The sequence below is a fragment of the Clostridium amylolyticum genome, from assembly GCF_900142075.1.
In the GTDB taxonomy this organism is placed as follows: Bacteria; Bacillota; Clostridia; order Clostridiales; family Clostridiaceae; genus Clostridium_AA; species Clostridium_AA amylolyticum.
Genome location: NZ_FQZO01000002.1, coordinates 36,406 through 58,428 on the forward strand (window position 1 = coordinate 36,406; position 22,023 = coordinate 58,428).

The 22,023-nt window shown below is 33.4% G+C and carries 19 protein-coding genes; 11 read left to right on the forward strand and 8 right to left on the reverse strand.

What is annotated here, in order from left to right:
* Positions 1 to 57: 57 nt before the first annotated feature.
* A complete protein-coding gene (locus tag BUA82_RS20620; RefSeq protein ID WP_178140693.1) occupies positions 58 to 216 on the reverse strand; it encodes a hypothetical protein in 159 nt (52 codons plus the stop codon).
* Between the two features lie 326 nt (positions 217 to 542).
* On the opposite strand from BUA82_RS20620, the gene BUA82_RS04765 reads away from it, so the two are divergent.
* The 5 genes from BUA82_RS04765 (at position 543) to BUA82_RS04785 (ending at position 5,425) form a co-directional block, all read left to right on the forward strand.
* Entirely contained in the window at positions 543 to 1,424 is an 882-nt protein-coding gene (locus BUA82_RS04765) for a helix-turn-helix transcriptional regulator (RefSeq protein WP_073005234.1), read from the forward strand.
* 160 nt (positions 1,425 to 1,584) lie between these two features.
* Positions 1,585 to 2,673 (forward strand): Gfo/Idh/MocA family protein, encoded by a 1,089-nt coding sequence (locus BUA82_RS04770; RefSeq protein ID WP_073005235.1) that lies wholly within the window; start codon positions 1,585 to 1,587, stop codon positions 2,671 to 2,673.
* A gap of 18 nt (positions 2,674 to 2,691) precedes the next feature.
* Positions 2,692 to 3,450: a sugar phosphate isomerase/epimerase family protein gene (locus BUA82_RS04775; protein ID WP_073005236.1), complete on the forward strand. Its 759-nt coding sequence runs from the start codon at positions 2,692 to 2,694 to the stop codon at positions 3,448 to 3,450.
* Between the two features lie 3 nt (positions 3,451 to 3,453).
* Entirely contained in the window at positions 3,454 to 4,380 is a 927-nt protein-coding gene (locus tag BUA82_RS04780) for a sugar phosphate isomerase/epimerase family protein (protein WP_073005237.1), read from the forward strand.
* 16 nt (positions 4,381 to 4,396) lie between these two features.
* Positions 4,397 to 5,425, forward strand: coding sequence for a Gfo/Idh/MocA family protein (locus BUA82_RS04785; protein ID WP_073005239.1), 1,029 nt, complete (start codon positions 4,397 to 4,399; stop codon positions 5,423 to 5,425).
* A 164-nt stretch (positions 5,426 to 5,589) separates the two neighbouring features.
* Here the strand turns inward: BUA82_RS04785 and BUA82_RS04790 are convergent, their stop codons facing one another.
* The 3 genes from BUA82_RS04790 to BUA82_RS04800 all read right to left on the reverse strand — a co-directional run bounded on the left by BUA82_RS04790 (position 5,590) and on the right by BUA82_RS04800 (position 8,994).
* Positions 5,590 to 6,099: a hypothetical protein gene (locus BUA82_RS04790; RefSeq protein WP_073005241.1), complete on the reverse strand. Its 510-nt coding sequence runs from the start codon at positions 6,097 to 6,099 to the stop codon at positions 5,590 to 5,592.
* Between the two features lie 23 nt (positions 6,100 to 6,122).
* On the reverse strand, positions 6,123 to 6,515 hold the full coding sequence (locus BUA82_RS04795) for a VOC family protein (RefSeq protein WP_073005243.1): 393 nt from the start codon (positions 6,513 to 6,515) through the stop codon (positions 6,123 to 6,125).
* Positions 6,516 to 6,579: 64 nt separating this feature from the next.
* On the reverse strand, positions 6,580 to 8,994 hold the full coding sequence (locus tag BUA82_RS04800) for a cation-translocating P-type ATPase (protein ID WP_073005245.1): 2,415 nt from the start codon (positions 8,992 to 8,994) through the stop codon (positions 6,580 to 6,582).
* Between the two features lie 372 nt (positions 8,995 to 9,366).
* Between BUA82_RS04800 and BUA82_RS04805 the strand changes: the two genes are divergently transcribed.
* Positions 9,367 to 9,906 carry a GNAT family N-acetyltransferase gene (locus BUA82_RS04805; RefSeq protein WP_073005247.1) on the forward strand — a complete coding sequence of 180 codons (540 nt, stop codon included), beginning with the start codon at positions 9,367 to 9,369 and terminating at the stop codon, positions 9,904 to 9,906.
* A gap of 120 nt (positions 9,907 to 10,026) precedes the next feature.
* Here the strand turns inward: BUA82_RS04805 and BUA82_RS04810 are convergent, their stop codons facing one another.
* Positions 10,027 to 11,808, reverse strand: coding sequence for an ABC transporter ATP-binding protein (locus BUA82_RS04810; RefSeq protein ID WP_073005249.1), 1,782 nt, complete (start codon positions 11,806 to 11,808; stop codon positions 10,027 to 10,029).
* Positions 11,809 to 13,557, reverse strand: coding sequence for an ABC transporter ATP-binding protein (locus BUA82_RS04815; protein WP_073005251.1), 1,749 nt, complete (start codon positions 13,555 to 13,557; stop codon positions 11,809 to 11,811).
* 177 nt (positions 13,558 to 13,734) lie between these two features.
* Here BUA82_RS04815 and BUA82_RS04820 point away from each other — a divergent pair, with 177 nt between their 5' ends.
* A complete protein-coding gene (locus BUA82_RS04820) occupies positions 13,735 to 14,571 on the forward strand; it encodes an AraC family transcriptional regulator (protein WP_073005253.1) in 837 nt (278 codons plus the stop codon).
* A 278-nt stretch (positions 14,572 to 14,849) separates the two neighbouring features.
* Positions 14,850 to 15,587 (forward strand): class I SAM-dependent methyltransferase, encoded by a 738-nt coding sequence (locus BUA82_RS04825; RefSeq protein WP_073005255.1) that lies wholly within the window; start codon positions 14,850 to 14,852, stop codon positions 15,585 to 15,587.
* Positions 15,588 to 15,640: 53 nt separating this feature from the next.
* Here the strand turns inward: BUA82_RS04825 and nrdD are convergent, their stop codons facing one another.
* Positions 15,641 to 17,752: an anaerobic ribonucleoside-triphosphate reductase gene (nrdD, locus tag BUA82_RS04830; RefSeq protein WP_073005258.1), complete on the reverse strand. Its 2,112-nt coding sequence runs from the start codon at positions 17,750 to 17,752 to the stop codon at positions 15,641 to 15,643.
* 440 nt (positions 17,753 to 18,192) lie between these two features.
* On the opposite strand from nrdD, the gene BUA82_RS04835 reads away from it, so the two are divergent.
* Positions 18,193 to 19,233 (forward strand): DUF3048 domain-containing protein, encoded by a 1,041-nt coding sequence (locus tag BUA82_RS04835; protein WP_073005261.1) that lies wholly within the window; start codon positions 18,193 to 18,195, stop codon positions 19,231 to 19,233.
* A 117-nt stretch (positions 19,234 to 19,350) separates the two neighbouring features.
* Entirely contained in the window at positions 19,351 to 19,884 is a 534-nt protein-coding gene (locus BUA82_RS04840) for an ECF transporter S component (RefSeq protein WP_073005263.1), read from the forward strand.
* Between the two features lie 18 nt (positions 19,885 to 19,902).
* Here BUA82_RS04840 and BUA82_RS04845 read toward each other — a convergent pair whose 3' ends face one another.
* The gene (locus tag BUA82_RS04845) at positions 19,903 to 21,006 is read right to left on the reverse strand and encodes a sensor domain-containing diguanylate cyclase (RefSeq protein ID WP_073005265.1); all 1,104 of its coding nucleotides are present in this window, start codon (positions 21,004 to 21,006) and stop codon (positions 19,903 to 19,905) included.
* A 168-nt stretch (positions 21,007 to 21,174) separates the two neighbouring features.
* Between BUA82_RS04845 and BUA82_RS04850 the strand changes: the two genes are divergently transcribed.
* Positions 21,175 to 22,020, forward strand: a complete 846-nt coding sequence (locus BUA82_RS04850; protein WP_073005266.1) for a DegV family protein — start codon at positions 21,175 to 21,177, stop codon at positions 22,018 to 22,020.
* The last annotated feature ends 3 nt before the right edge of the window (positions 22,021 to 22,023 follow it).

Below are 22,023 nucleotides of genomic sequence, written 5' to 3' on the forward strand. Positions count from 1 at the left end.
GCACCTCCTTGATTTACAAGATATCTATTTAACTATTTTGTATATCCATGGTCTTTCCTAATTCCACTCCATTGATCCTCTAGAAGTAAATTTTACAACACTGCCCACCCTCTTATCATCTAAACTGTAGTCCACAATATATAAATTCTCTGAGTCTCCAAACCTTTGTATGGCGTAAACTACTCCTCCACTTTTATTTATATATTCATTAATCATTTTTTCATGCTTTCTTGGCTTCCATCTTTTATAATAAAGCTCTATTAATATAATCAATGCAATTAAAAATAATATAAGTAAATAATTGAAGTAACTCCAATTGATTCTCCCCCTTGCAACCTTATTTATACTACTGATTACTTATAAATATTCTACCATATAGTTCCAATAACAACCATATCTCTATGGAAACACCTTATCTAAATTTGTAAATGTTCAATATCTGGTGTAAAGATTTAAGTAGGCATGGCAGTAAAAAGATATATAATGATATTGAAGGCAAAATTTAAAACAAATAACTCATAAGGCTGCAAGGGGGTTGTAACATGGAGGCTTGGTTTGAAAAATGTTTGTTAGAAGTGGACTTTCCCTTTAGGTTATTTCTTAACGAAGGGAGTTTTGGAGTTGCTCATCACTGGCATGATGAAATTGAAATTATATATATGGTAGAAGGAAACGTGAAGGTGGGAGTAAATGACAAAATCTATGATGTTTCAGAAGGAGACATCCTGCTTATCAGCAGCAGAGATATTCATTGTTTTATGCCTGAATCCAGCCATAGTAACAGAGTAGTTATCCAGTTCAATCTCTCAATTTTTGATAATCTTAACTCTATGATGGGAGAAAGAAAAGAAATCAGGCCTCTCTTTGATAGGTCAAAAAGATTCAGCAAATATTGGGATATTCATGTAAAGATGGAGATGGAGGAGCAAATAAAAGCTCTTATTAAAGAGTATAACCATAAACAGGAAGGTTACAAATTAGCCTTAAAAGCTCGCCTTTATGACTTACTGGTTCTGCTTTTGAGAAAGGTTCCCATGGAAACCATAAGCCATGAGGAGGAAAGCAGACAAAAGGATACTTTAGACAGACTGGAAAATGTATTTCAATATGTAGAAAATAGTTATGCCTCAGAAATAACCTTAGAGCAAGCTGCTCAGGCAGCCGGTTTTAGCCCATATCACTTTTCAAGATTTTTCAAACAGAATACCGGTATAACCTTTGGACAATATTTGAGTAATTTTAGGATAACAAAAGCGGAATGGTTTTTATTAAGTGAAAATATGAGCATTACAGATACTGCCTATAAAGCCGGATTTAATAGCATAAAGACCTTTAATAGGGTTTTTAAGTTAAAAAAAGGGCAAACCCCTTCGCAATTCAAAAAAGCAATATCTGAGGATAATTTAGCAAATATCGGGAAGTAATTTCCGATATTTTTTTATATAATTAAGCTGAAAACGAAATCATAAATTTAAGAAAACTTATCCAGGAGCTTAGCGCCCCTTATCCCACCACTTAAAGAAGTGGGGGTATTAGGGGCGGTTGCTATGGGATAAATTAAAATAATCATTATGGAGGTTTATCATGAGTAATAACAAGAAACTTAAAGTGGGTATCATAGGCTGTGGAGGAATAGCAAATGGAAAGCATATGCCAAGCTTAGCAAAGTTGGGCAACGTTGAAATGGTTGCTTTTTGCGACATTATTGAAGAAAAAGCAAAAGAGGCTGCAAAAAAATTCGGAACTCTTAATGCTAAATATTATACAGACTATAAAGAGTTACTAGCAGATAAATCCATAGATGTAATACATGTTTGTACCCCAAACAAATCTCACTCCTTTATAACTGTAGACGCTTTAGAAGCTGGTAAACACGTAATGTGTGAAAAGCCTATGGCTAAAACCACAGAGGAAGCTAAAGTTATGGTAGAAGCAGCTAAAAGAACTGGGAAAAAGCTCACCATAGGATATCAAAATCGCTTTAGACAAGACTCAAAATATTTACACGAAGTTTGCAGTAATGGAGATTTAGGTGAAATATACTATGCAAAAGCTCATGCCATAAGAAGACGTGCTGTGCCAACCTGGGGAGTATTTTTAAATGAAGATGAACAAGGGGGAGGACCATTAATAGATATTGGAACCCACGCTTTAGACTTAACCCTTTGGATGATGAATAACTATAAGCCAAAGTCCGTCATGGGAAGTGCTTATCACAAATTATCTAAAAGGGAAAATGCTGCTAATGCCTGGGGACCTTGGGATCCTAAAAAATTCACTGTAGAAGACTCCGCTTTTGGATTTATTACCATGGAAAATGGAGCTACCATAGTTTTAGAATCCAGCTGGGCACTTAACAGCTTAGATGTAAGAGAAGCTCAAACAACTCTTTGCGGTACAGATGGAGGAGCTGACATGAAAGATGGGCTTACCATAAACGGAGAAAATTTAGGCAAGCTTTATGAGACCAAAATAGATTTAAGCGCTGGTGGAGTAGCTTTTTATGATGGTCATACAGAAAGCGAAGCAGATTTAGAAGCTAGACTTTGGATTGAAGCTGTATTAAATGATACAGAGCCATTGGTAAAACCAGAAGAAGCTTTAGTGGTAACACAAATATTAGAAGCAATATATGAATCATCAAAAACCGGTAAGGCTGTGTATTTTCAATAATATTTAGGGGTGATTATTATGAGTATACCTGTAGCTGTACAACTTTACACACTGCGTGATGCTCTTAAAGAAGACTTTATGGGAACTTTAGAAAAGGTAGCCAAAATAGGATATCAAGGAGTGGAATTTGCAGGTTTTGGTGGCTTTGATGCCCTAGAGCTTAAGGCAAAATTAAAAACTCTTAATCTAAAATCTGCTGGAGCTCACATTAGCCTGGATGAACTTAAAAGTAATCTCCAGGAAATAATTAAATATAATCTTCAGTTAGGAAATAAGCACATAGTATGTCCTTGGGCTTCTTTCAATAATAAAGAGGATTATATAAATTTAGCTAAGTCTCTAGAGATTATAGGCAAAGAACTTAAAGAAGCTGGTCTTCAACTTTGCTACCACAATCATGCTCATGAGTTGGAGCTTTATGATGGAGAATATGCATTAGACATTTTGTTTAACCAGGTGGATTCTGAATATTTAAAAGCTGAAATCGACACCTACTGGGTAACCTATGCTGGATTAGATGCTATAGAGTATATGAAAAAATATTCTGGAAGGACTCCTCTTATTCACATAAAGGATATGGCTGCTACTAAAGAAAGAGAATTCACTGAAATAGGCAATGGAACTATAGATATAAAAGCTATATCAGAGCAAGCAAAAAACAATGGTGCCCAGTGGCTTATTGTGGAACAGGATATATGCAAAAGAAATCCCATAGAGAGTGTGAAAATAAGCTTTGATAATTTAAAAAAGATGAATGTTATATACGAAAGGGTGTAATATATGTATTTAGGATTTTTAACTGTATGTTTAGGAAATATGCCTCTTAAAGAAAAAGCAAAATGGGCTTCAGAAAATGGTTTTAAAGCTTTAGAAGTAGCCTGCTGGCCCAGGGAAAATGATAGAGATTATTCTAGCAGCGATATAGATGTAGCAAACTTAACTCAAGAAGAAGCTGATGAAATAAAGGCTTATTTTAAAGAGTATGGCCTTAAGATTTCATCCTTAGCTTATTATGATAATAACTTAGATAGAGATCCTGCAAGAAGAGCCTTTATAAATAACCATGTGAAGAAGTGCATAGATGCAGCGGTTATGCTGGAAACTCCACTGGTAGGAACCTTTGTGGGAAGAAACATAGATAAGAACATGGAAGAGAACTTTCATGAGTTTGAAAAAGTATTTACTGAATTAGTATCCTATGCTGAAAATAAAGGTATTAAGCTAATGATAGAAAATTGTGATATGAGAGGATGGCAATATCCAGGAATTCCTGGCACCATATCCTACACCCCTGAGCTTTGGGAAGAAATGTTTAAAAGAGTACCTAGTAAAAACTTTGGATTAAACTTTGACCCTTCTCACTTAATACCTCAGTTTATAGATTACCTCAAAGCTTGCGAAGATTTTAAAGATAGAATCTTCCATGTGCATGCTAAGGATGCTGAAATTTATACTGATAGATTAAATAAGTATGGCATTAATGATAGGCAGTTAAATAAAGATGGTAAAGATAACTATGGCTATTGGAGATATAGAATGCCTAGCCTTGGACAAGTAGATTGGGAAAAACTCATAAAAATACTTAAAAACAGCGGCTATGACGGAGTAATCAGTACTGAGCACGAAGATCCCCTATATGAAGGTAGTGAAGAAAAAATCAAAGAAGGATTATGCATAGGTATAAGGCATTTAGAAAAGTTCATTTAAATTGGAGGTAAAAAGTATGAACAAATTCAGAGTTGGTATTATTGGCTGTGGAAACATATTTCCCATGCATGCTTTATCTGTAAAAGGTTTAGAAAATGCAGAAATCATAGCAGTGTGTGATATTAAAGAAGAAAGGGCTAAGGCAAAGTCAGAAGAGTTTAATTGTAATTATTATTTAGATTATAAGGATATGCTCTTAAAAGAGGATCTTGATGTTATCCATATTTGTCTGCCTCACTATCTTCATGCTCCAGTGGCTATAGCTACTGCTAAGGCTGGTGTACATGTACTCACCGAAAAGCCTATGTCTATAAAGCTTGAAGATGCTGAGGAAATGATCAAAACTGCAAAAGAAAACCATGTAACCTTAGGTGTAATATTTCAAAACAGATATAATCCAGGTTCTCAGTTAATAAAGAAAACCTTAGAGTCAGGAGCTTTAGGAAGTATTATATCAGGTAAACTAGCTGTAACCTGGAATCGTTCCGATGAATACTACAGTAAAAGTGATTGGAAGGGTACCTGGGATAAAGAAGGCGGCGGAGTAATAATTGATCAAGCTATTCATACCATGGATTTAATGAGATGGTTTATAGACAGTGAAATAGATTTTATAGATGCTACCATAAAAAACAGAGCTCATGAAATTATTCAAGTAGAAGACTCTGCAGAAGGTATAATAAAATATAAAAATGGAGTATTGACCAGCTTCCATGCAGTAAACTACTATGGCTATGATGCTCCTGTAGAGATAGAGCTATACTGCGAAAACGGCACCGCAAAGATGGTAGCTGACAGGGCTTCTGTAAAATTTAATGATGGAAGAGAATATATTGCAGATAACAACCCAAGCGAAGTATTTTTCTATGGAAATGGAGCTAAAGGCTACTGGGGAGTAAGCCATGTAAAACAAATAAAAAACTTCTATAGCTGTCTTTCCGCAGGTACTGAACCAGAAATCACAGGAGAAGAAGCTATAAAAACACAAAAAATGATATGCGCCATATACGAATCTGGTAAAAAAGAAGAAAAAATCACATTTTAAAAAAGATTTATCTTTTAAACAGGAAAGGGATAATATTTAGAAAGACAAATAATTATCTTATTAAAAAGGAGGAATTTTATTTCCTCCTTTTTACTTTATACTTTTATAATTTTCATCTCTCAATTTAATAAGTTATAACTCATATGGCTGCCGTTATATTTATCCTATTTTTCACTCCAGTAATCTTTTTCTACTTCTTTAACCTGTCCATTACTTGGTTCTATAGCAAAAAAAGTACTATTGTCATTTAATTTAACCTCATAATAATATACCCTGTGGTTTAAGAACATGCTTTTCCCTTTATCTGTGGTAGGAATGGTGGACTTATCATATCCATAGCTTACAAAATTAACTTCCTTATTATCACCTATCTTATCCTCTATAATTTTCTTTCCAGCTTCATAGGAATATTTAGGTAATGAATAATACATGCCTATGGGTATGGCTATAGTTATGGCTACTATATAAATTAGTTTAAATAGCGATGGTTTGTTTTTAAATAGGCTGCTATACCAAATTGGTTGTGAAAGGACTAAAATCAAGAAAAATGTAATATTATAAACCCCTTTATATTGTTGTTTAATAGTAAATATAAAGTACAGTTCTAAAAGTGTTATTATTATGCCAATAATCAATGCAAGTTTTTTTAATTTCATGGTATAACCTTTCTCCACATCAGTCTCCACCTTCAAAATTATTATTCAGCAACTACTTCCACTTTCATCCTATCAGGAGATTCAAAGTATACTGCATAATGATCCCTTCCTCCAGCATATGGATGTTTATCCTCATATAATATTCTTATTTCCTTTTTCCTAAGTTCATTTGTAATCTCATCTACAAATCCCTTACTCTCGCCATAAAAAGCTAAATGATTTAGTCCCACTCTGCATCTATGGTATGGAATATCTAGAAATCTTTCTTCAGCTTGCACAAATACAATATAAGAATCATTCAAAATATAGCTTATACCCTTATCCCACTTTTGATATTCTTTATATCCTAATTTAAATAAAAGCCATTCCCAAAAATCTTTGCTTTCTTTTAAATCACTTACATAAATTTCAAGGTGATGCATTATTCCTTTCATAAGGACCTCCTAATAATTGTTAATCCAATTATACTATAAAACTAAGGAAATCAACATTTCCATATCAATAAATATGTACCTTTTTTTTAAATGAATAATCTCTTTTCTCTCCTACCTTCTTTACTATTGCTGTAATTAAAGTTATCAGCGGCCACGATAATACTACTAAAAATAATGCTATAAATATAAATACATCACTTACAGGAGTAAATATGAATATCTTTCTTGCTAAAGGAACTATAAAACTTATGGTGAAAATACCCATCATACCTAACACTAGAGCTAGTTTCCAAATATTTAAAGGATGAGCCACTCTAAATAGTACTACGAGACCTATTCCCCCTGCTACTATTACAGATAATGTTCTGCATGCTTCTAATGAAAGGCCTCCATTATGCGAAAGAATGAATATGGTTACTGTGCTCAATGCTATTATCACTCCATTAGGAATGGAAGCTTGTAATATTCTCTTTAAAAACCCTTTTTCTACTCTATCTTTATTAGGTCCTAAGGCTAAAAAGAAGGAAGGAATCCCTATGGAAATAGAACCTATAAGAGTTAGTTGTATTGGCATTATAGGGTAAGGAAGAAGTATTATTGCAAATATAATGGATAGAATTGTAAAGTATACTGCCTTAGTTAAATACAATTCTGATACTCTTTCAAGGTTATTTATCATCTTTCTTCCCTCTGATACTACTTCAGGCAAAGCACTAAAGTTAGAATCAAGTAAAACTAATTGAGCTACTGCCTTTGTGGCATCGCTGCCTGATGCCATGGCTATACCACAATCTGATTCTTTTAATGCTAATACATCATTAACTCCATCTCCAGTCATTGCAACTGTGTGTCCCTTTGATTGAAGAGCTTTAACTAACTCTCTCTTCTGATGAGGAGTAACCCTTCCAAATACAGTATTCTCCTCAACCACCTTCTCCAATTCTTCTTTTCTCTCTGGCAAAGTTCTAGCGTCAACATAATTTTTAGCTCCTAGGACCCCAGCTCTCTCTGCTACTGCAGCAACTGTAACTGGATTATCTCCAGAAATTATCTTTAAAGTAACTCCTTCTTTCCTAAAATATTCTAATGTTTTTGGAGCTTCTTTTCTAATTATATCTTCTATTAATATAAGAGCCCCTTTCTCAATATTATCAGGTAACTTTTCACTTAACTCTTCCCCGTGAAAGTTAGCTAATAATAATACTCTTCTCCCTTTTACTGCTTCTTCCTCAACCTGATCTCTTATATCTTCATATGAATCTCTTAAAATCATTTCTGGAGCCCCTAAAACCCAATTTCCTTTACCTTCAATGGTTATTCCGCTCCATTTTCTAGCCGATGAAAAAGGTACCTTTTTTAATATATTTAAGTTTGATGGAATACTATATCTTTCTAAAATTGCACGTTGAGTTGGATTTGAATGAGGAAATGCGTGAACTATAGTTGATAATACCTCATCTATCTCCTCTTTATCTTTTTTACCTAAAGCCATGACATCAACTAAATTTAGGTTTCCCTCTGTTATAGTACCTGTTTTGTCCAAGCAAAGTACATCAACTCTAGCTAAAACCTCTGTAGCTGGCAGCTCTTGAACAAGAGTTTTCCATTTGGATAATCTAACTACACCTATAACAAAAGTTAAGCTTGTTAATAATACCATTCCTTCTGGAACCATTCCAATTATTCCAGCTGTAGTACCTATTACCGCTTCCTGCCAGCTTCTCTGGCTAAAAAGAATTTGAGTTGTTACCAATAACCCACCTATTGGAACTATTAACCACATTATTGTTTTTAATATTTTATTTGTGGCTCCTTGAAGCTCTGAATTAATCAACTTAAACTTTCTTGCCTCATCTGCAAGTTTTGCAGCATATGTATTAGCTCCTACATTGCTTACTTTAGCATAACCCTCTCCTGCCACTATAAAGCTTCCTGATAAAAGCTTACTATTCTCTTTTTTCCCTACAGGATCTGCTTCTCCGGTTAATAATGATTCATCTACTTCAAATTCACTATCTTTAAGCACCACTCCATCTGCTGCCATTTGGTCTCCTGGAGTTAAAATCATTACATCATCTAAAACCAGATTTTCTACATATATTTCCTTAGCCTCTCCATCCCTAATAACCTTAACCTTTGACATATTAAGTACAGAAAGTTTCTCTAGTGTGGCCTTAGCCCTAAGTTCTTGTATTATTCCAACTAAGGTATTACTTATTATAACTCCTGCAAAAAGTGCATTTTTAGGAGAACCTGCAGCTATTACAATCACTGCCAGCACTGCGTTTATAGCATTAAAAAGAGTAAATAAGTTTGCCCTTATTATTTGTCCTATTGTCCTTGACGGTGACTTGGGAAGTATATTTACTTGTCCTTTTTTAATTCTTTCCTGTACTTCTCTTTCGGTTAGCCCTGTAACTTTTAACTCTACTTTTTCATTATCTACTACCTTATCCTGAATTTCTAAATTTCCATCCATCTATCGCTTTAACTCCTTATTATAATAATCTAAAATTAGTACTTTTAATATTCACTAATTTCAAAAATTCTATTTAACCACATATTAAATATACTTATCCTTTAAGGGGATTTTAATTCAATATAGCTGCTTTAACTTCTATGCTTTATAAGCATTGTATCTTAATAATCTGTATTTAAACTTAAGAACATCTTAGATTTTACTTAAAAATTACTTTTAAATAACTCTTTTTGCATAAACTACTTAAATCCCAATATTTACATTCGAATATACATTATATTTAAATTAATGTTATAATTGGAATGCGAGCAATGTATAATTTACTACATAATTATAAAATGCTTCAATTAACTGTGAGGAGGAAATAGAATCATGAAAATAAGCTTTAAAGAATTTAAAGATGAAATTGATACTCTCATAGAATTTTTAACATCAGATATTTGGGAATTTCACGGAACTCCCAATCCCAATCCAGAAATAATTAGAACTAATTATGAAAATCATTTGTATACTGGGGATGACTACAAAACATTTTGGATTATTTTAGATGAGGATACAAAAGTGGGAATGATACGAGTTTATGATTTACAAGATGATAGCCCGTTGTTTGATATAAGAATTTTAAGCAAATACAAAGGCATGGGATTCGGGACAAGCACTGTGAACTGGTTTGTTGATTATATATTTAATAATTATCCTGATAAGGAAAGGATAGAAGGTACCACAAGACAGGATAATTATGCTATGAGATGTGTATTCCATAAGTGCGGTTTTGTTAAAGAATCACACTATAGGAAAGCATGGACATGCAAAGACGGAAAAATATATGATGCCATTGGCTATGGCATTACGAAAGAAGACTGGCAAAATGAAAAAATCACTCCAGTAAACTGGAATGACTTTAAGTATTAATAATTGTACAATATCTAAACGATTTAAGAAATCTATACTCTATGAAAAAATAAGGGACCGTACCAAATGGTATATTTGGTACGATCCCTTAACTAATAACTAATATGACTGCCATTCTCCCTACACCGCTTTGAGCATGATGAATTGAGAGTTGTACAGGTGGTTATAGTCTCCTCCTTTAGCCATAAGTTCTTCATGGCTGCCTTCTTCGGTGATAATTCCGTCTTTTATATATAGTATTTTATCTGCATTTTTTATGGTGGATAACCTGTGGGCTATGATAAAGGAAGTTCTGCCTTTAAGCAAGGTTTCCAGTCCTTTTTGTAGAGTTATTTCTGTTTTTGTATCTATGCTGGAGGTGGCTTCATCTAGGATTAAAATCTTAGGATCTGCCAGAAGCGCCCTGGCAAAGGATATAAGCTGTCTTTGGCCAACGGAGAGCCTTGTACCTCTTTCATTAACTTCTGTGTTATAGCCCTGAGGAAGTTCCATAATAAATTCATGAGCTCTTACTGCTTTCGCTGCAGCTATTACCTCTTCATCTGTGGCATCAAGCTTTCCATATCTTATATTATCTAAAACCGTTCCTGAGAAAAGGAAGGTATCTTGCAGCATAACTCCCATCTGTTTTCTTAGGGAAGATAAAGTTACCTCTCTTACGTCTATTCCATCGATATAGACTTCCCCTGAAGATACATCATAAAACCTGCTTAATAGATTTATCACTGTAGTTTTACCTGCTCCTGTAGGGCCTACCAAAGCTATAGTGCTTCCAGCTTTGATCCTTTGATTTATTCCTTTTAATATTTCCTTGTCATCATCATATTTAAAGTGGACATCTTTAAACTCCACATCCCCTTTAATTTCAGGCATTTCCACTGCACCAGGCATATCTGCCACTTCAGGCACCTCATCTAAGGTTTCAAATATTCTCTCTAGATAGGACATGGCAGTAATTATAGCATTATAGAAGTTTCCTATGTTTATAATAGGCATCCAGAACCTGCCTATATATCCTATAAAGGCTACTAAAACTCCCACAGTAATGGTTTTATCCAAGGAATACACCCCTGCGATATACACTAGGGCTATAGTGAGTGTGGATATATTTTCTACGGAAGGCCAGATCAAAAATTGTATTGCCACCGCCTTCATCCATGAACTTCTATATTCTCCGCTAACTTCTCTAAATATATCCAAATTCTTATCTTCTCTAGCGAAGGATTGTGTTACCTTTATTCCAGTAATACTTTCATGAATATATGCATTCATATTGGATTGTTTATTACTTAAGGCTTGAAAGGCTTTTCTTTGAACATTTTTTAATGCCAATATAACTGCAAAAAGCACTGGAATTCCTATCATACTTATAAGAGTAAGCTTCACATTAATTGCCAGCATAAAGCCTAAGGCTATAAATAAGCTTATAAAATCTGTTATTAAATTTATAAGTCCATTGGACAACAAATCACTAAGAGAGTTTACATAGTTCACTACCCTTACTAATATTTTTCCATGAGGTCTTGAATCATAGTAGGTAAAAGGTAGCTTTTGCAAATGAACAAACAAATCTCTTCTTATATTTTCTAGTACGCATTGGCCAACCCTTGCCATAGTCCTTATCCTAAATTTCATGCATACTCCAGAAATAACTAAAGTAGCTAAAATGATTAAAGATAATACCACAAGTCCCATCTTGTCACTTTGAGGGATTTTACTGTCTATAGCTTCTTTCATTAGATAAGGTGATAAAAGCCCTGCAGCATTAGCTATAATCATTAATACTAAGGTAATTATCATTTCCTTTTTATAAGGCTTTACGTAACCCATCATTCGCTTTAAGTGTCCGAAATTAAATTGAACCTCAAGATTTTCATCCACGTCAAATTTATTACGTGCCATTTACATCACTTCCTTTTCACCCTGGTGATCAAAGTCACCAAATTGAGTTAGATATACGCTGTAATAATATCCTTTTTTATTTATAAGTTCTTTATGAGTACCTCTTTCTATTATTTCTCCCTTATCTAAAACTAAAATTTCATCTGCATCTTTTACAGAAGAAAGCCTGTGGGCTATTATAAAGGTTGTTTTATTATTGTATAGGCTGTTTAATTCCTTATGGATTTTGTATTCTGTTTCCATGTCCACAGCTGAGGTAGTATCATCTAGTATTAGAATAGACGGATTTTTTAACAATGCTCTAGCTAGGGCAATTCTCTGCTTTTGTCCTCCTGAAAGCCCTACCCCTCTTTCTCCTACTATGGTTTCGTAACCCTCTGGGAAAGACTTGATAAATTCATCTGCTCCTGCAATGGCTGCTGCAGAGTATACTTGATCTATAGGAGCATTAGGAGCTCCATACATTATATTTCCTTCAATGGTATCTGAAAAAAGGAATATATCCTGCATAGCTACTGCAATATTTTCCCTTAGTTTCTTCACATCCCACTGTCTTATATCTTTACCATCTATCATCACATTTCCTGAGGTTACATCATAAAATCTACATATAAGATTTACCAAGGTGGATTTCCCTGAACCTGTAGGTCCCAATATAGCAACAGTTTGCCCTGGCTTTGCTTTGAAAAATATATTTTTTAAAACCTCTCCATCCTCAAAGCTGAAACTGACATCATTAAATTCCACTGTGCCTTGAACCCTTTTCTCCTCAGTACTTTCATTAAGAGACTTAATCTTTGGCTCTACCTTTTGGAGCTCTCTAATCTTGGCTGCTGAAGCATTAAACCGTTGAACATCATTAATTAGCCATCCTGCCATTCTCATAGGGTTGTTTAATGCCCAGATAAAACTATTAAAGGTTATAATTTCACCAAAGGTCATGGTTTTATTTATAACCATTAACCCTCCTACCAATATAAGAACTACGTTTAAAAAACCTGCTAAGGTATCCAATACAGGAAGATACTTTTCCCAAACCTTTGAGGAAATAAGGTTGTTTTCCTTAAATCCTTGGTTGCATTTATCAAACTTTTCTATTTCATAGTCTTCCTTGGCAAAGGCTTTTACCACCCTATTACCGCTGATATTCTCCTGTACCATAGAGTTAAGCTTTGAAAAGCTCTCCCTGATATTAGAAAAAGTAGGTCCTACTTCTTTAGTCATGTTATAGGCTAAGTAACCTATAACTGGTGTAATGGCAATAAGAAATAGAGTAAGTTTAAAATTAATAGTCATCATAAAGGCCATAGCTACAATAAATATAGCTGTATTTTCAAATATACTATAAAATACCCAAGCTATAGTATGTCTTACAGCATCTACATCCCCTGTAAGCCTAGCCATAATGTCTCCAGTGCGGGTATTCTTATAAAAATCCACGTCTAACTCTTGAAGCTTTTTGTAAAGATCTTCACGGAGTTCAAAAATCGAATCTTGAGAAACCCTTTCAAAAAGCATTTGAAATACATACCTTATGGCTGACCTTATAAAAGTAGCCGCTATCATAGCTATTAAAAGAATGAAAAGCATGTCCCTATTTCCTTTGTATATTACCTCATCTATTAACTTTCCAGATAAATAGGGAACAATTATACTTAATAATGAAGTAACTAAAACTAGTATAAGTGCTGGTATGAACTTGTACTTGTATTTTCTAACATACGACCAAGCCCATTTAAAATTATCCATAAAATCCTCCCCGATATTTTAGATCCTCTAAATAGTTTTATAGCAGATTTAAAGGAATCTATTTATTAAAACCTTTTTACATTATGGACCATTATTCATAATTTATAAATGTACTTTTTTAAACTGATGATGTATATTCTTATATATAAACTTTAATTAAAATAGGGGTGAATTAAAGTGTATCGTCTTGGAATTGGTTCGGAGAGTTATAATCCACAAGTACTTTATTTCTTTAAGGCAGAACATAAAGGCAAGCTTAAAACTAGATACCATTGTCATGATTTTATAGAGCTTAGTATAGTGATAAAAGGTAATATACTATATAAAATCAATGATAATTTTTGTAATATAAAAAAAGGACAAATTCTTGTTTTTAATCCTGGGGTATATCATTGTGAAGAAACAGAGGATAATGCCTATGTAGAAGAGTTTCACTTGGGCATAACTGGCATAAAGATAGAAGACTTTCCAAAAGATTTTATTCCCATAAAAGGAATGGGCTCTATAGTTAAAATGGAAAAGAACTATGAAGCTTTTTATAAAGTATGTGAAGAAATGTATGAAGAACAGAAAAAAAATCAATGCGGCTATGATTTAATGTTAAAATCTATGGCCATGCAGCTTTTAGTGCTTACGCTTAGAGAGACAAGCACTGTTTTAGATGATAAAGAAAAAGAAGACATAAAATTATCCTTTGAGTCTTCAGAAAAACAAAATATTGTAGATACCATAAGCACTTATATGGAGCAAAACTATAACAAAGATATTTCTCTAGAAAAAATATCGAAGAATATGTATTTAAGCCCTGTGTATATATCCAAAATATTCAAAGAGGAAACAGGGGCTTCCCCTATAAATCATCTTATAAAAATAAGGCTAGCCAAAGCAAAAGAACTCCTTGAAGAAGGTGAACTTTCCGTAAAAGCTGTAGCCAAAGAAGTAGGATATGATGATGCCTATCATTTCAGTAAGATATTCAAGAAATATTATGGCAATCCCCCTTCCAAAATTTAATACTAACCCTTAAACTTAATAATATTAATAGGAAAGCTCCTAGATGTGTTCTTCTAAGCTTCAGCTGGAGTAAGTATTCCTTTTAAGCAAACGACCTCTGAAGCCAAGAATCACTTGATTCACAATAAATTCATTGAAACTCTGTAAGTTTCTTCTTTCATTCTCAGTTCTAAATTTTAAATTATCTCCGTATCTTAAGTTACTGTATATTTATACTATTAGGGGTATACTGAGTATATAATTAATACGTAATCTAGTTGCCATTGAGGAGGTATGAAATGGGATTTTATGAAGAGTTAAGCAAGGTTTATGATGTGGTTTTTCCTTGGAGTAAGATGACTGAAGATTTTATTGAGAGCTTTTCCCCTAAGGAGGGAAAAATACTTGATTTAGCTTGCGGTAGTGGTAATTATACTTTTAAGTTAGCTAAAAAAGGCTATGACGTGTATGCTGTAGATCTTGATAAAGCTATGATGGAAAAGCTTAAAGAGAAAGCAGAAAGCGAAGCTCTTAATATAAAGATGAAAACTACAGATATGAGAGAGGTAAAAAAAGAACTTAATGAAGATTTTCATACTATATTCTGTATCGGCAACTCCTTGGTGCATCTTACAGATAAAGTAGAAATTAAGAACCTTATAAATGACTTATATAATATGCTTTATGAGCATGGCAACCTAATAATTCAAATAATTAATTATGACAGAATATTAAAGCATAATGTAAGGTCACTTCCCACAATTAAGAATAAAGAAGCTGAGGTTTCCTTTGTAAGGAACTATGAAGTAAATGAGGAGAATTCCTTAGTTTATTTTAATACTGAATTAAATATTAAAGAAGATAATGAAATAAAAACTTATAAAAACAGCGTTCCTCTCTTTCCCCTTCAAAGCAATGAACTGACTATACTTTTACAAAAAGCAGGCTTTAAAAATATAGAGCTTTTTGGCAGCTTTGATAAAAAACCTTTTAATAGTGATGAAAGCTATGCCTTAATAGTAAAAGCTGCGAAATAATCGCAGCTTTTTTATTAAACTTTTATCACTTGTCACGTGCCTGGCACTTGACATTAGCTTGTATAATTCTTCTTATTGTTCACATGGGACATTCTGTCGGATCTTTCTGCAGATTTTCCTGGTCCAAATCTTTCGTCAAGGCTTAGGTAGCCAGTAACTCTAGAGATGCCCTGTATATCATAGCTTCCACATTTTGAACACTTACTCTCACTGCCATGAAGATAGGTGCCGCAATGTTTGCAGTATCTTATGTGAAAGTTTATTCCTATGTAGCTTATATTTGTATTATTATAAGCATAGTTTAATATATCCATTATAGCTTCTGGTGAAGGTACATCATCCACTTCTACATAGCTTATGTGTCCTGCATTGCAAAGCTTATGATAAGGCGCTTCAATATCGATTTTATCCTTAATGGAAATGGGGAAGCCCACGGGAACATGATAGGAGTTAGTGTAATAATCTTTATCTGTAACTCCAGGTATTTCTCCAAAGACTCTCTTGTCCTGTACAATAAATCTTCCGCTTAAGCCTTCTGCTGGGGTAGCATAGGTGCTCCAGTTAAGCTTAGTTTCTTGGGTTAACTTATCTGTATACTCTCTCATAAAGGAAACTATTTTAACACCTAGCTCTCTTGTATTTTCATCTTCACCGTGGTGTTTTCCAGTAAGTGCTTTAAGGGTTTCAGCAAGTCCTATAAATCCTATACTCCAGGTTCCTTGTTTTAATATAGGCTCAATGGAGTGGTCTGGACTTAAATTTTCCGATCCCTTCATAAGTCCCTGCCCTGCTACAAAAGGTAAATCCTTAATCTTAAGCTTCTTTAGTATTTCATATCTATGCATTAATGATTCTTTAGCTAATTCTAATCTATGCTTAAGTAAAATAAAGAACTTTTCTTCACTACCTTTTGCTAGTATACCTAGCCTTGGTAGATTTATGGTGGTAGGGGCGATATTCCCCCTTCCTTTAGTGCCTGGCTCTCCATTTACATTTGACATAATATAGGTTCTGCAGCCCATGGTAGCTGGCATATATCCTTTATCATAATAAACCTTATTAAAATCTGAATCTATATTCATAAAGGTTGGATTCATTCTCTTGGCAGCCACTCTGCAAGCAAGCTTAAATAAATAGTGGTATGGATCTCTCTCTTCCCTATTTACTCCTTCTTTAACCCTGAATATTATATTAGGAAATATAGGTTGTTCTCCTTTTCCTAATCCTTTTTCATACTCTTCAAGGAATACTTCACATACTAAAGCTGCATCCTTAGAATTTGGTATACCTAAATTAATTGAACTAAAAGGCACCTGAGATCCTGCACGGGAGTGCATGGTGTTTAAGTTATAAACTATGCCTTGCATGGCTTGCTGCACGCTTCTTCTCAGTTTCTTTTCTACTAGTTCTTCCAATTTGCTTTCTTCTATACCAAGGTCTAAAAATTCTTTTCTTATTTCTTGTCTTGTAGGGTCCACAAAGGCGCCCATATCATTGTCAAAATCTGGATGAGATTGTCCACCAAACATATCATTTTGGGTAGATTGTAATAAAATACAGGATAATTCCGCTGCGGACTCTATTCTCCTGGGCTTGTTTATTGTTCCATATCCAGTATTAAAACCGCTTTCTAACAGTTCTAAAGTAGGAATGTGCAAGCAGTTGGTGGTTAAATTATAACTATCTAAATCATGGTAGTAAATATCACCATTTTCGTGAGCCTTAGCTAGGTGCTTTGGCATAGCTGCTAGGTTATGCCACTTATTGGATTCACTGGCAATTCTCAAGAGCTTTGAACTGAAGTTATTTCCAACATTGGCATTGTCCCTGTCAGTTTCCACTCCAATAAGCTCTATAGCCTTCATAAGATCGGATTTTATTTCTCTAACCTTTGTTCTTTCTTTTCTGTAATTGTAGTAAGCTGATGCTATTTCTTTATAATCTTTTTCTCTTAGCACATCTTCTACAATATTTTGGATTTCTTCTACAGTAACTTTTTCTTTTTCACTATTTTCTATGTACCTAATTACACTTTGAGTTAACTCCATTACTTCGCTTTCTCTAAGGTTACTTCCTACCTCTTCCCCTGCCTTTTTAATGGCATCGGTGATTTTAGTAGATTTGAAGTTAACCTGACGTCCATCTCGTTTCACAACATGTAGCATACCAAAAACCTCCATTGTACTATATATTGTACCTGGTTAATTATACATCAGCAATATTTTATTGGCAATTTTTCATTTTCCATAAAAGTATCACTAGTTTATTTTACGTCTTTTTAGCTTCAAATTTTAGTGTTTTTTAGATATTTATTATATTTGACTTTAAATAAAGCTTTCTCATTTTATAGTAAAATGAATAAAAGCTTCATATTTTTATATTAAATCACGGCATATAAGGCCTTCTTCCCTCATAGTAGAATAAATAGATATATATATTTATTTTGGATATGGCAAATAAAATTTTCTTATGTCATAGTGAAATGATATATAAGCATATAATTTATGTATCAAGAGGGTATTAGCAATGTTAGTCATGGGATAAAATAGTATTAAAGATTATTTTTAGTTGCAACGATGAGCAACTTAAATCTTAGGAGGATGTAATGAAAAAATTAGTATTTACCCTGATTTTATGTATAAGTTTTATTTTGTGTGGTTGCAGTTTAATTTCCTTTAAAAAAGACAAAAGCATAATTGATAAAGAAGAAAAAACTTCTGTAGTGGAAGATAAGAACACCGAAACTTCAGTAAAAAAAGCTGTATATTCACCTTATACTGGAGAAGAGCTTTCAGATGATGCTAAAGACTTAATCCCCTTTATGGCTATTATAGAAAATTCTAAGGCAGCAAGACCTCAATCCGGTCTTATAGATGCAGATATAGTTTTTGAAACCATGGCTGAGGGGGGAATCCCTAGGTTTATAGCCTTATTTTATGGTAACAGCCCTAAAATAATAGGTCCTATAAGAAGTGTAAGGCCTTACTTTTTAAATCTGGCTGAAGAATTTACCCTTCCTTTTGCTCACTGTGGAGGTAGCGAAGAAGCCACCATAAGTATTCAGAAAGGCAAGGGTAAAAGCATGGATGAGGCCGCCAATGGAAGCTCTTATTGGAGGGATAAAACTAGAAAATCGCCTCATAACCTCTATACCTCTACAGAAAAGTTAAGAGCTTTAATTTCTAAAAAGAACTTTTTAGTTTCACCCTCTTCATCTCTAAAATTTGATAAAGCTTCTTGGAATAATGGAACTTTTACCTCTGCCAAGGAAGTTATAATTAAACCCAATAAGAACTACAATACTAGTTATATTTATAAGGACGGGAAGTATATGAAGTCTATGGATAATGAACCATCCATAGATAGGGAAAATAAAAAGAATATTCATGCAGATAATATAATCATTCAAAAAACAGATATAGCCTTACAAAAGGATGGTATTCATATAGATATTAGACTTACAGGACAAGGTGAAGGATTTTTAATATCTCAAGGTAAATATCAAAAGATAAAATGGAGTAAGAAGGGTGATGCTTCCCCTACCCTTTTAACAGATGAGTCTGGTAAGGCTGTAAATCTATCTCCTGGAAAGACCTGGTGGCATATAGTGAATAAAAGCGACATGATAGTTATTAATGGAGATTGATGATTAAAGCATTTTTGTTGTATAATCTTATTTAGCATAAGATTATACATAGGATAAGCATCATATATTTCTAGATATCTATCGCTTATCATAAGACATAACATAGGAGATGAAACAATGAAAGAAAACTATACTAAGAAAATTGTTCTTAGTGCACTACTTTTGGCTATTGCTGTAATAGCACAATCCTTAGGAAGAATATTTCCAAACATAAGTCAAGTATTTGTAGGTTCTATAGTTAATGCGGTTCTAATACTTACAGCCTATATTTGTGGACTTCCTTTTTCACTTTTAACCTCAGCACTAACTCCCTTATTAGCTTTTTTAACAGGCCAACTAAACCCTGTCCTTGGACCTTTTGTTCCTTTCATAGCTATAGGAAACATGGTACTAGTAACTCTTTTCTACTTCCTAAAGAATAGAGGAGAATGGGGACTTTATTTAGGTGTTCTAAGTGGTTCACTATTAAAATTCGCATTTTTATTTTTCTCAGCTACAAAACTTGTGTTTATATTTGCTTTACCCATTCCACAAAAAGTGGCACAAAAGCTTACTGTAGCCATGGGTTCTATACAATTAGTCACAGCTATCATAGGTGGTTCCGTGGCACTATTTATCATAAAGTCTTTAAAAATAAGAAAGATAATATAAGAGGTTAAGATTTCAACCCTAAGTTGAAATCTTAACCTTTTTATTTTTCTTTAATGCATACATTTTTTTATCAGCCCTCATTAAAAGCTCTTCTCCAGTTAAATTGTCCTCTGGATTTATAGAAGTTATGCCATAACTAAAGTACATAGGGGAAACGCTATCACTAGAAACAGCTATTTCTTTTTCTATATAGCTTAGCCTTCTTTCTACATCCTCTATGGTAGAGTCATTAAATATTATTACGAATTCATCCCCTGACATTCTAGCACAAATATCCTTAGGTAATGTAACCTTTTTCATTACACTTGAAAATTTTAAAAGTGCTTTATCTCCTGATTCATGTCCAAAGGTATCATTTATAATTTTAAAATCATCTAAATCAATTAGTACTAATTGAGAGGTTGTATTATATTTTTTAACCTTTTTTATTTCTTTATTTAAAAGTTCACGAAGGCTTCTTCTATTATAAAGGTCCGTTAAATCATCATGAGTAGCACTATATCTATGGTTTTCTTGGGATAAGAAGTTTTTAAGGGATAATTCTAATTCATTTTTAATGTGATTCATCATGTTTATATCATCTTGATTAAAGGTCACCAAGGAATCCATAGAGTCTATATTTAATATTCCTATAATTTTATCGTTAATTCTTATAGGAGAGCTTAGAACATAATATATATCATCTAAATCACCTGAACTTTTAAGCTCCTCATATTTTTCTTTATGAAGAAAATCTTTATTAAATTTAGCTGGATTATTAATTATAGCAGTATCACTAAAACCATTACATTTATAAAGATATATTTCTTCCATCCTAAAAAAAACATGTTTTAAATCCTCTGGGTACCCTCGAGAAGCTTTAAATCTGAATAAACCATCCTCATCTAGCATAAGGATGCTCCCTTTGTTTACTTTTCTTATTATCCTTAATGTAGAATCTAAGATAAGTTCAAAGGCTTCCTCTTTGCTTTCTACTGCACTCATATTTTCTCCGAGATTATAGATCTCCTTTTTTAATCTTTCCATTTCTTCCAGTTCATTTTGTAATGCAATAATTTTAAACCCCAAATAAAAAGCTAAAAGCACCAGTGCAGTTATAAAAAGAATTAACCAATCATTCAAATATATCACCTCTCAATATATATTATAAATCATATTAGTGCTTAAATGAATATTATCATTAATGATACAAAAAAAATCTATAGCATAACTGATGATTATCACTATTGATATAGTTCTCAATTCTGCTATAATTAAATTATAGATTTATATTTTAGGAGGAATAGAATTTTGGAAAAAATTGCATTGATAACTGATAGTGCCTGTGATATAGATATGGAAACCCTTAAAGAAAATAATATATATTTGTTACCCTTTAGGATAATTTATAAAAGTGAAGAATTTATGGATAGGATAGAAATATCTCCTCAAGAGGTTTATAACAGATTGAGTACTGAAATCCCTTCCACTTCCTTGCCAAATATACAGCTCATAGAGGATACCTTAACAGAAATAGAAGATAAGGGCTACACCCACGTAATAGCTATAATGATCTCTTCTGGTTTATCTGGTACTTATAATAGTATGAGATTAATGTGTGAAAATCACCCTAAGCTTACTTGTGAGATTTTTGATTCAAAGACATTAACTATGGGAGAAGGTTCCTTGGTATTATCTGCTGCAGAGATGATACAAAAAGGGTTAAGTTTTAATGAGATTGCAGAAGCTCTTCCTAACCTTAGAAATAAAGTTCATGTTTATTTCACCTTAGAAACTCTAGAGTATCTTAGAAAAGGTGGCAGAATAGGAAAAGTAGCTGGTACCATAGGTGATCTTCTAAATATAAAGCCTATCATACATGTGGGAGATGATGGTATATATCATTCCTATGCCAAGGCTAGAGGCAAAAATCAAGCCATGTCAAAGATCCTTTCAATATTAAAAGATTATTTAGATAAGGTAAAATGCTCAGTTTGGATACTAAACGGTGGAGCTCCAGAAGAAGGCAGAAAGTTTATGGAAAATGTTAAGGGGCTCAATAATATAGTAAATTTATTCTCAGGTGACATCGGTCCGGCTCTAGGGGTACACACAGGCCCAGGGCTAATTGGGCTAATTATTAAAGAGGAAGAATAACTT

Coding starts and splice junctions, on each gene's coding strand:
- BUA82_RS04840 (WP_073005263.1), top strand. CDS start 19,351: ATGAAAGAAAACTATACTAAGAAAATTGTTCTTAGTGCACTACTTTTG.
- nrdD (WP_073005258.1), bottom strand. CDS start 17,752: ATGCTACATGTTGTGAAACGAGATGGACGTCAGGTTAACTTCAAATCT.
- BUA82_RS04835 (WP_073005261.1), top strand. CDS start 18,193: ATGAAAAAATTAGTATTTACCCTGATTTTATGTATAAGTTTTATTTTG.
- BUA82_RS20620 (WP_178140693.1), bottom strand. CDS start 216: ATGATTAATGAATATATAAATAAAAGTGGAGGAGTAGTTTACGCCATA.
- BUA82_RS04800 (WP_073005245.1), bottom strand. CDS start 8,994: ATGGATGGAAATTTAGAAATTCAGGATAAGGTAGTAGATAATGAAAAA.
- BUA82_RS04815 (WP_073005251.1), bottom strand. CDS start 13,557: ATGGATAATTTTAAATGGGCTTGGTCGTATGTTAGAAAATACAAGTAC.
- BUA82_RS04795 (WP_073005243.1), bottom strand. CDS start 6,515: ATGAAAGGAATAATGCATCACCTTGAAATTTATGTAAGTGATTTAAAA.
- BUA82_RS04825 (WP_073005255.1), top strand. CDS start 14,850: ATGGGATTTTATGAAGAGTTAAGCAAGGTTTATGATGTGGTTTTTCCT.
- BUA82_RS04785 (WP_073005239.1), top strand. CDS start 4,397: ATGAACAAATTCAGAGTTGGTATTATTGGCTGTGGAAACATATTTCCC.
- BUA82_RS04805 (WP_073005247.1), top strand. CDS start 9,367: ATGAAAATAAGCTTTAAAGAATTTAAAGATGAAATTGATACTCTCATA.
- BUA82_RS04810 (WP_073005249.1), bottom strand. CDS start 11,808: ATGGCACGTAATAAATTTGACGTGGATGAAAATCTTGAGGTTCAATTT.
- BUA82_RS04775 (WP_073005236.1), top strand. CDS start 2,692: ATGAGTATACCTGTAGCTGTACAACTTTACACACTGCGTGATGCTCTT.
- BUA82_RS04765 (WP_073005234.1), top strand. CDS start 543: ATGGAGGCTTGGTTTGAAAAATGTTTGTTAGAAGTGGACTTTCCCTTT.
- BUA82_RS04780 (WP_073005237.1), top strand. CDS start 3,454: ATGTATTTAGGATTTTTAACTGTATGTTTAGGAAATATGCCTCTTAAA.
- BUA82_RS04770 (WP_073005235.1), top strand. CDS start 1,585: ATGAGTAATAACAAGAAACTTAAAGTGGGTATCATAGGCTGTGGAGGA.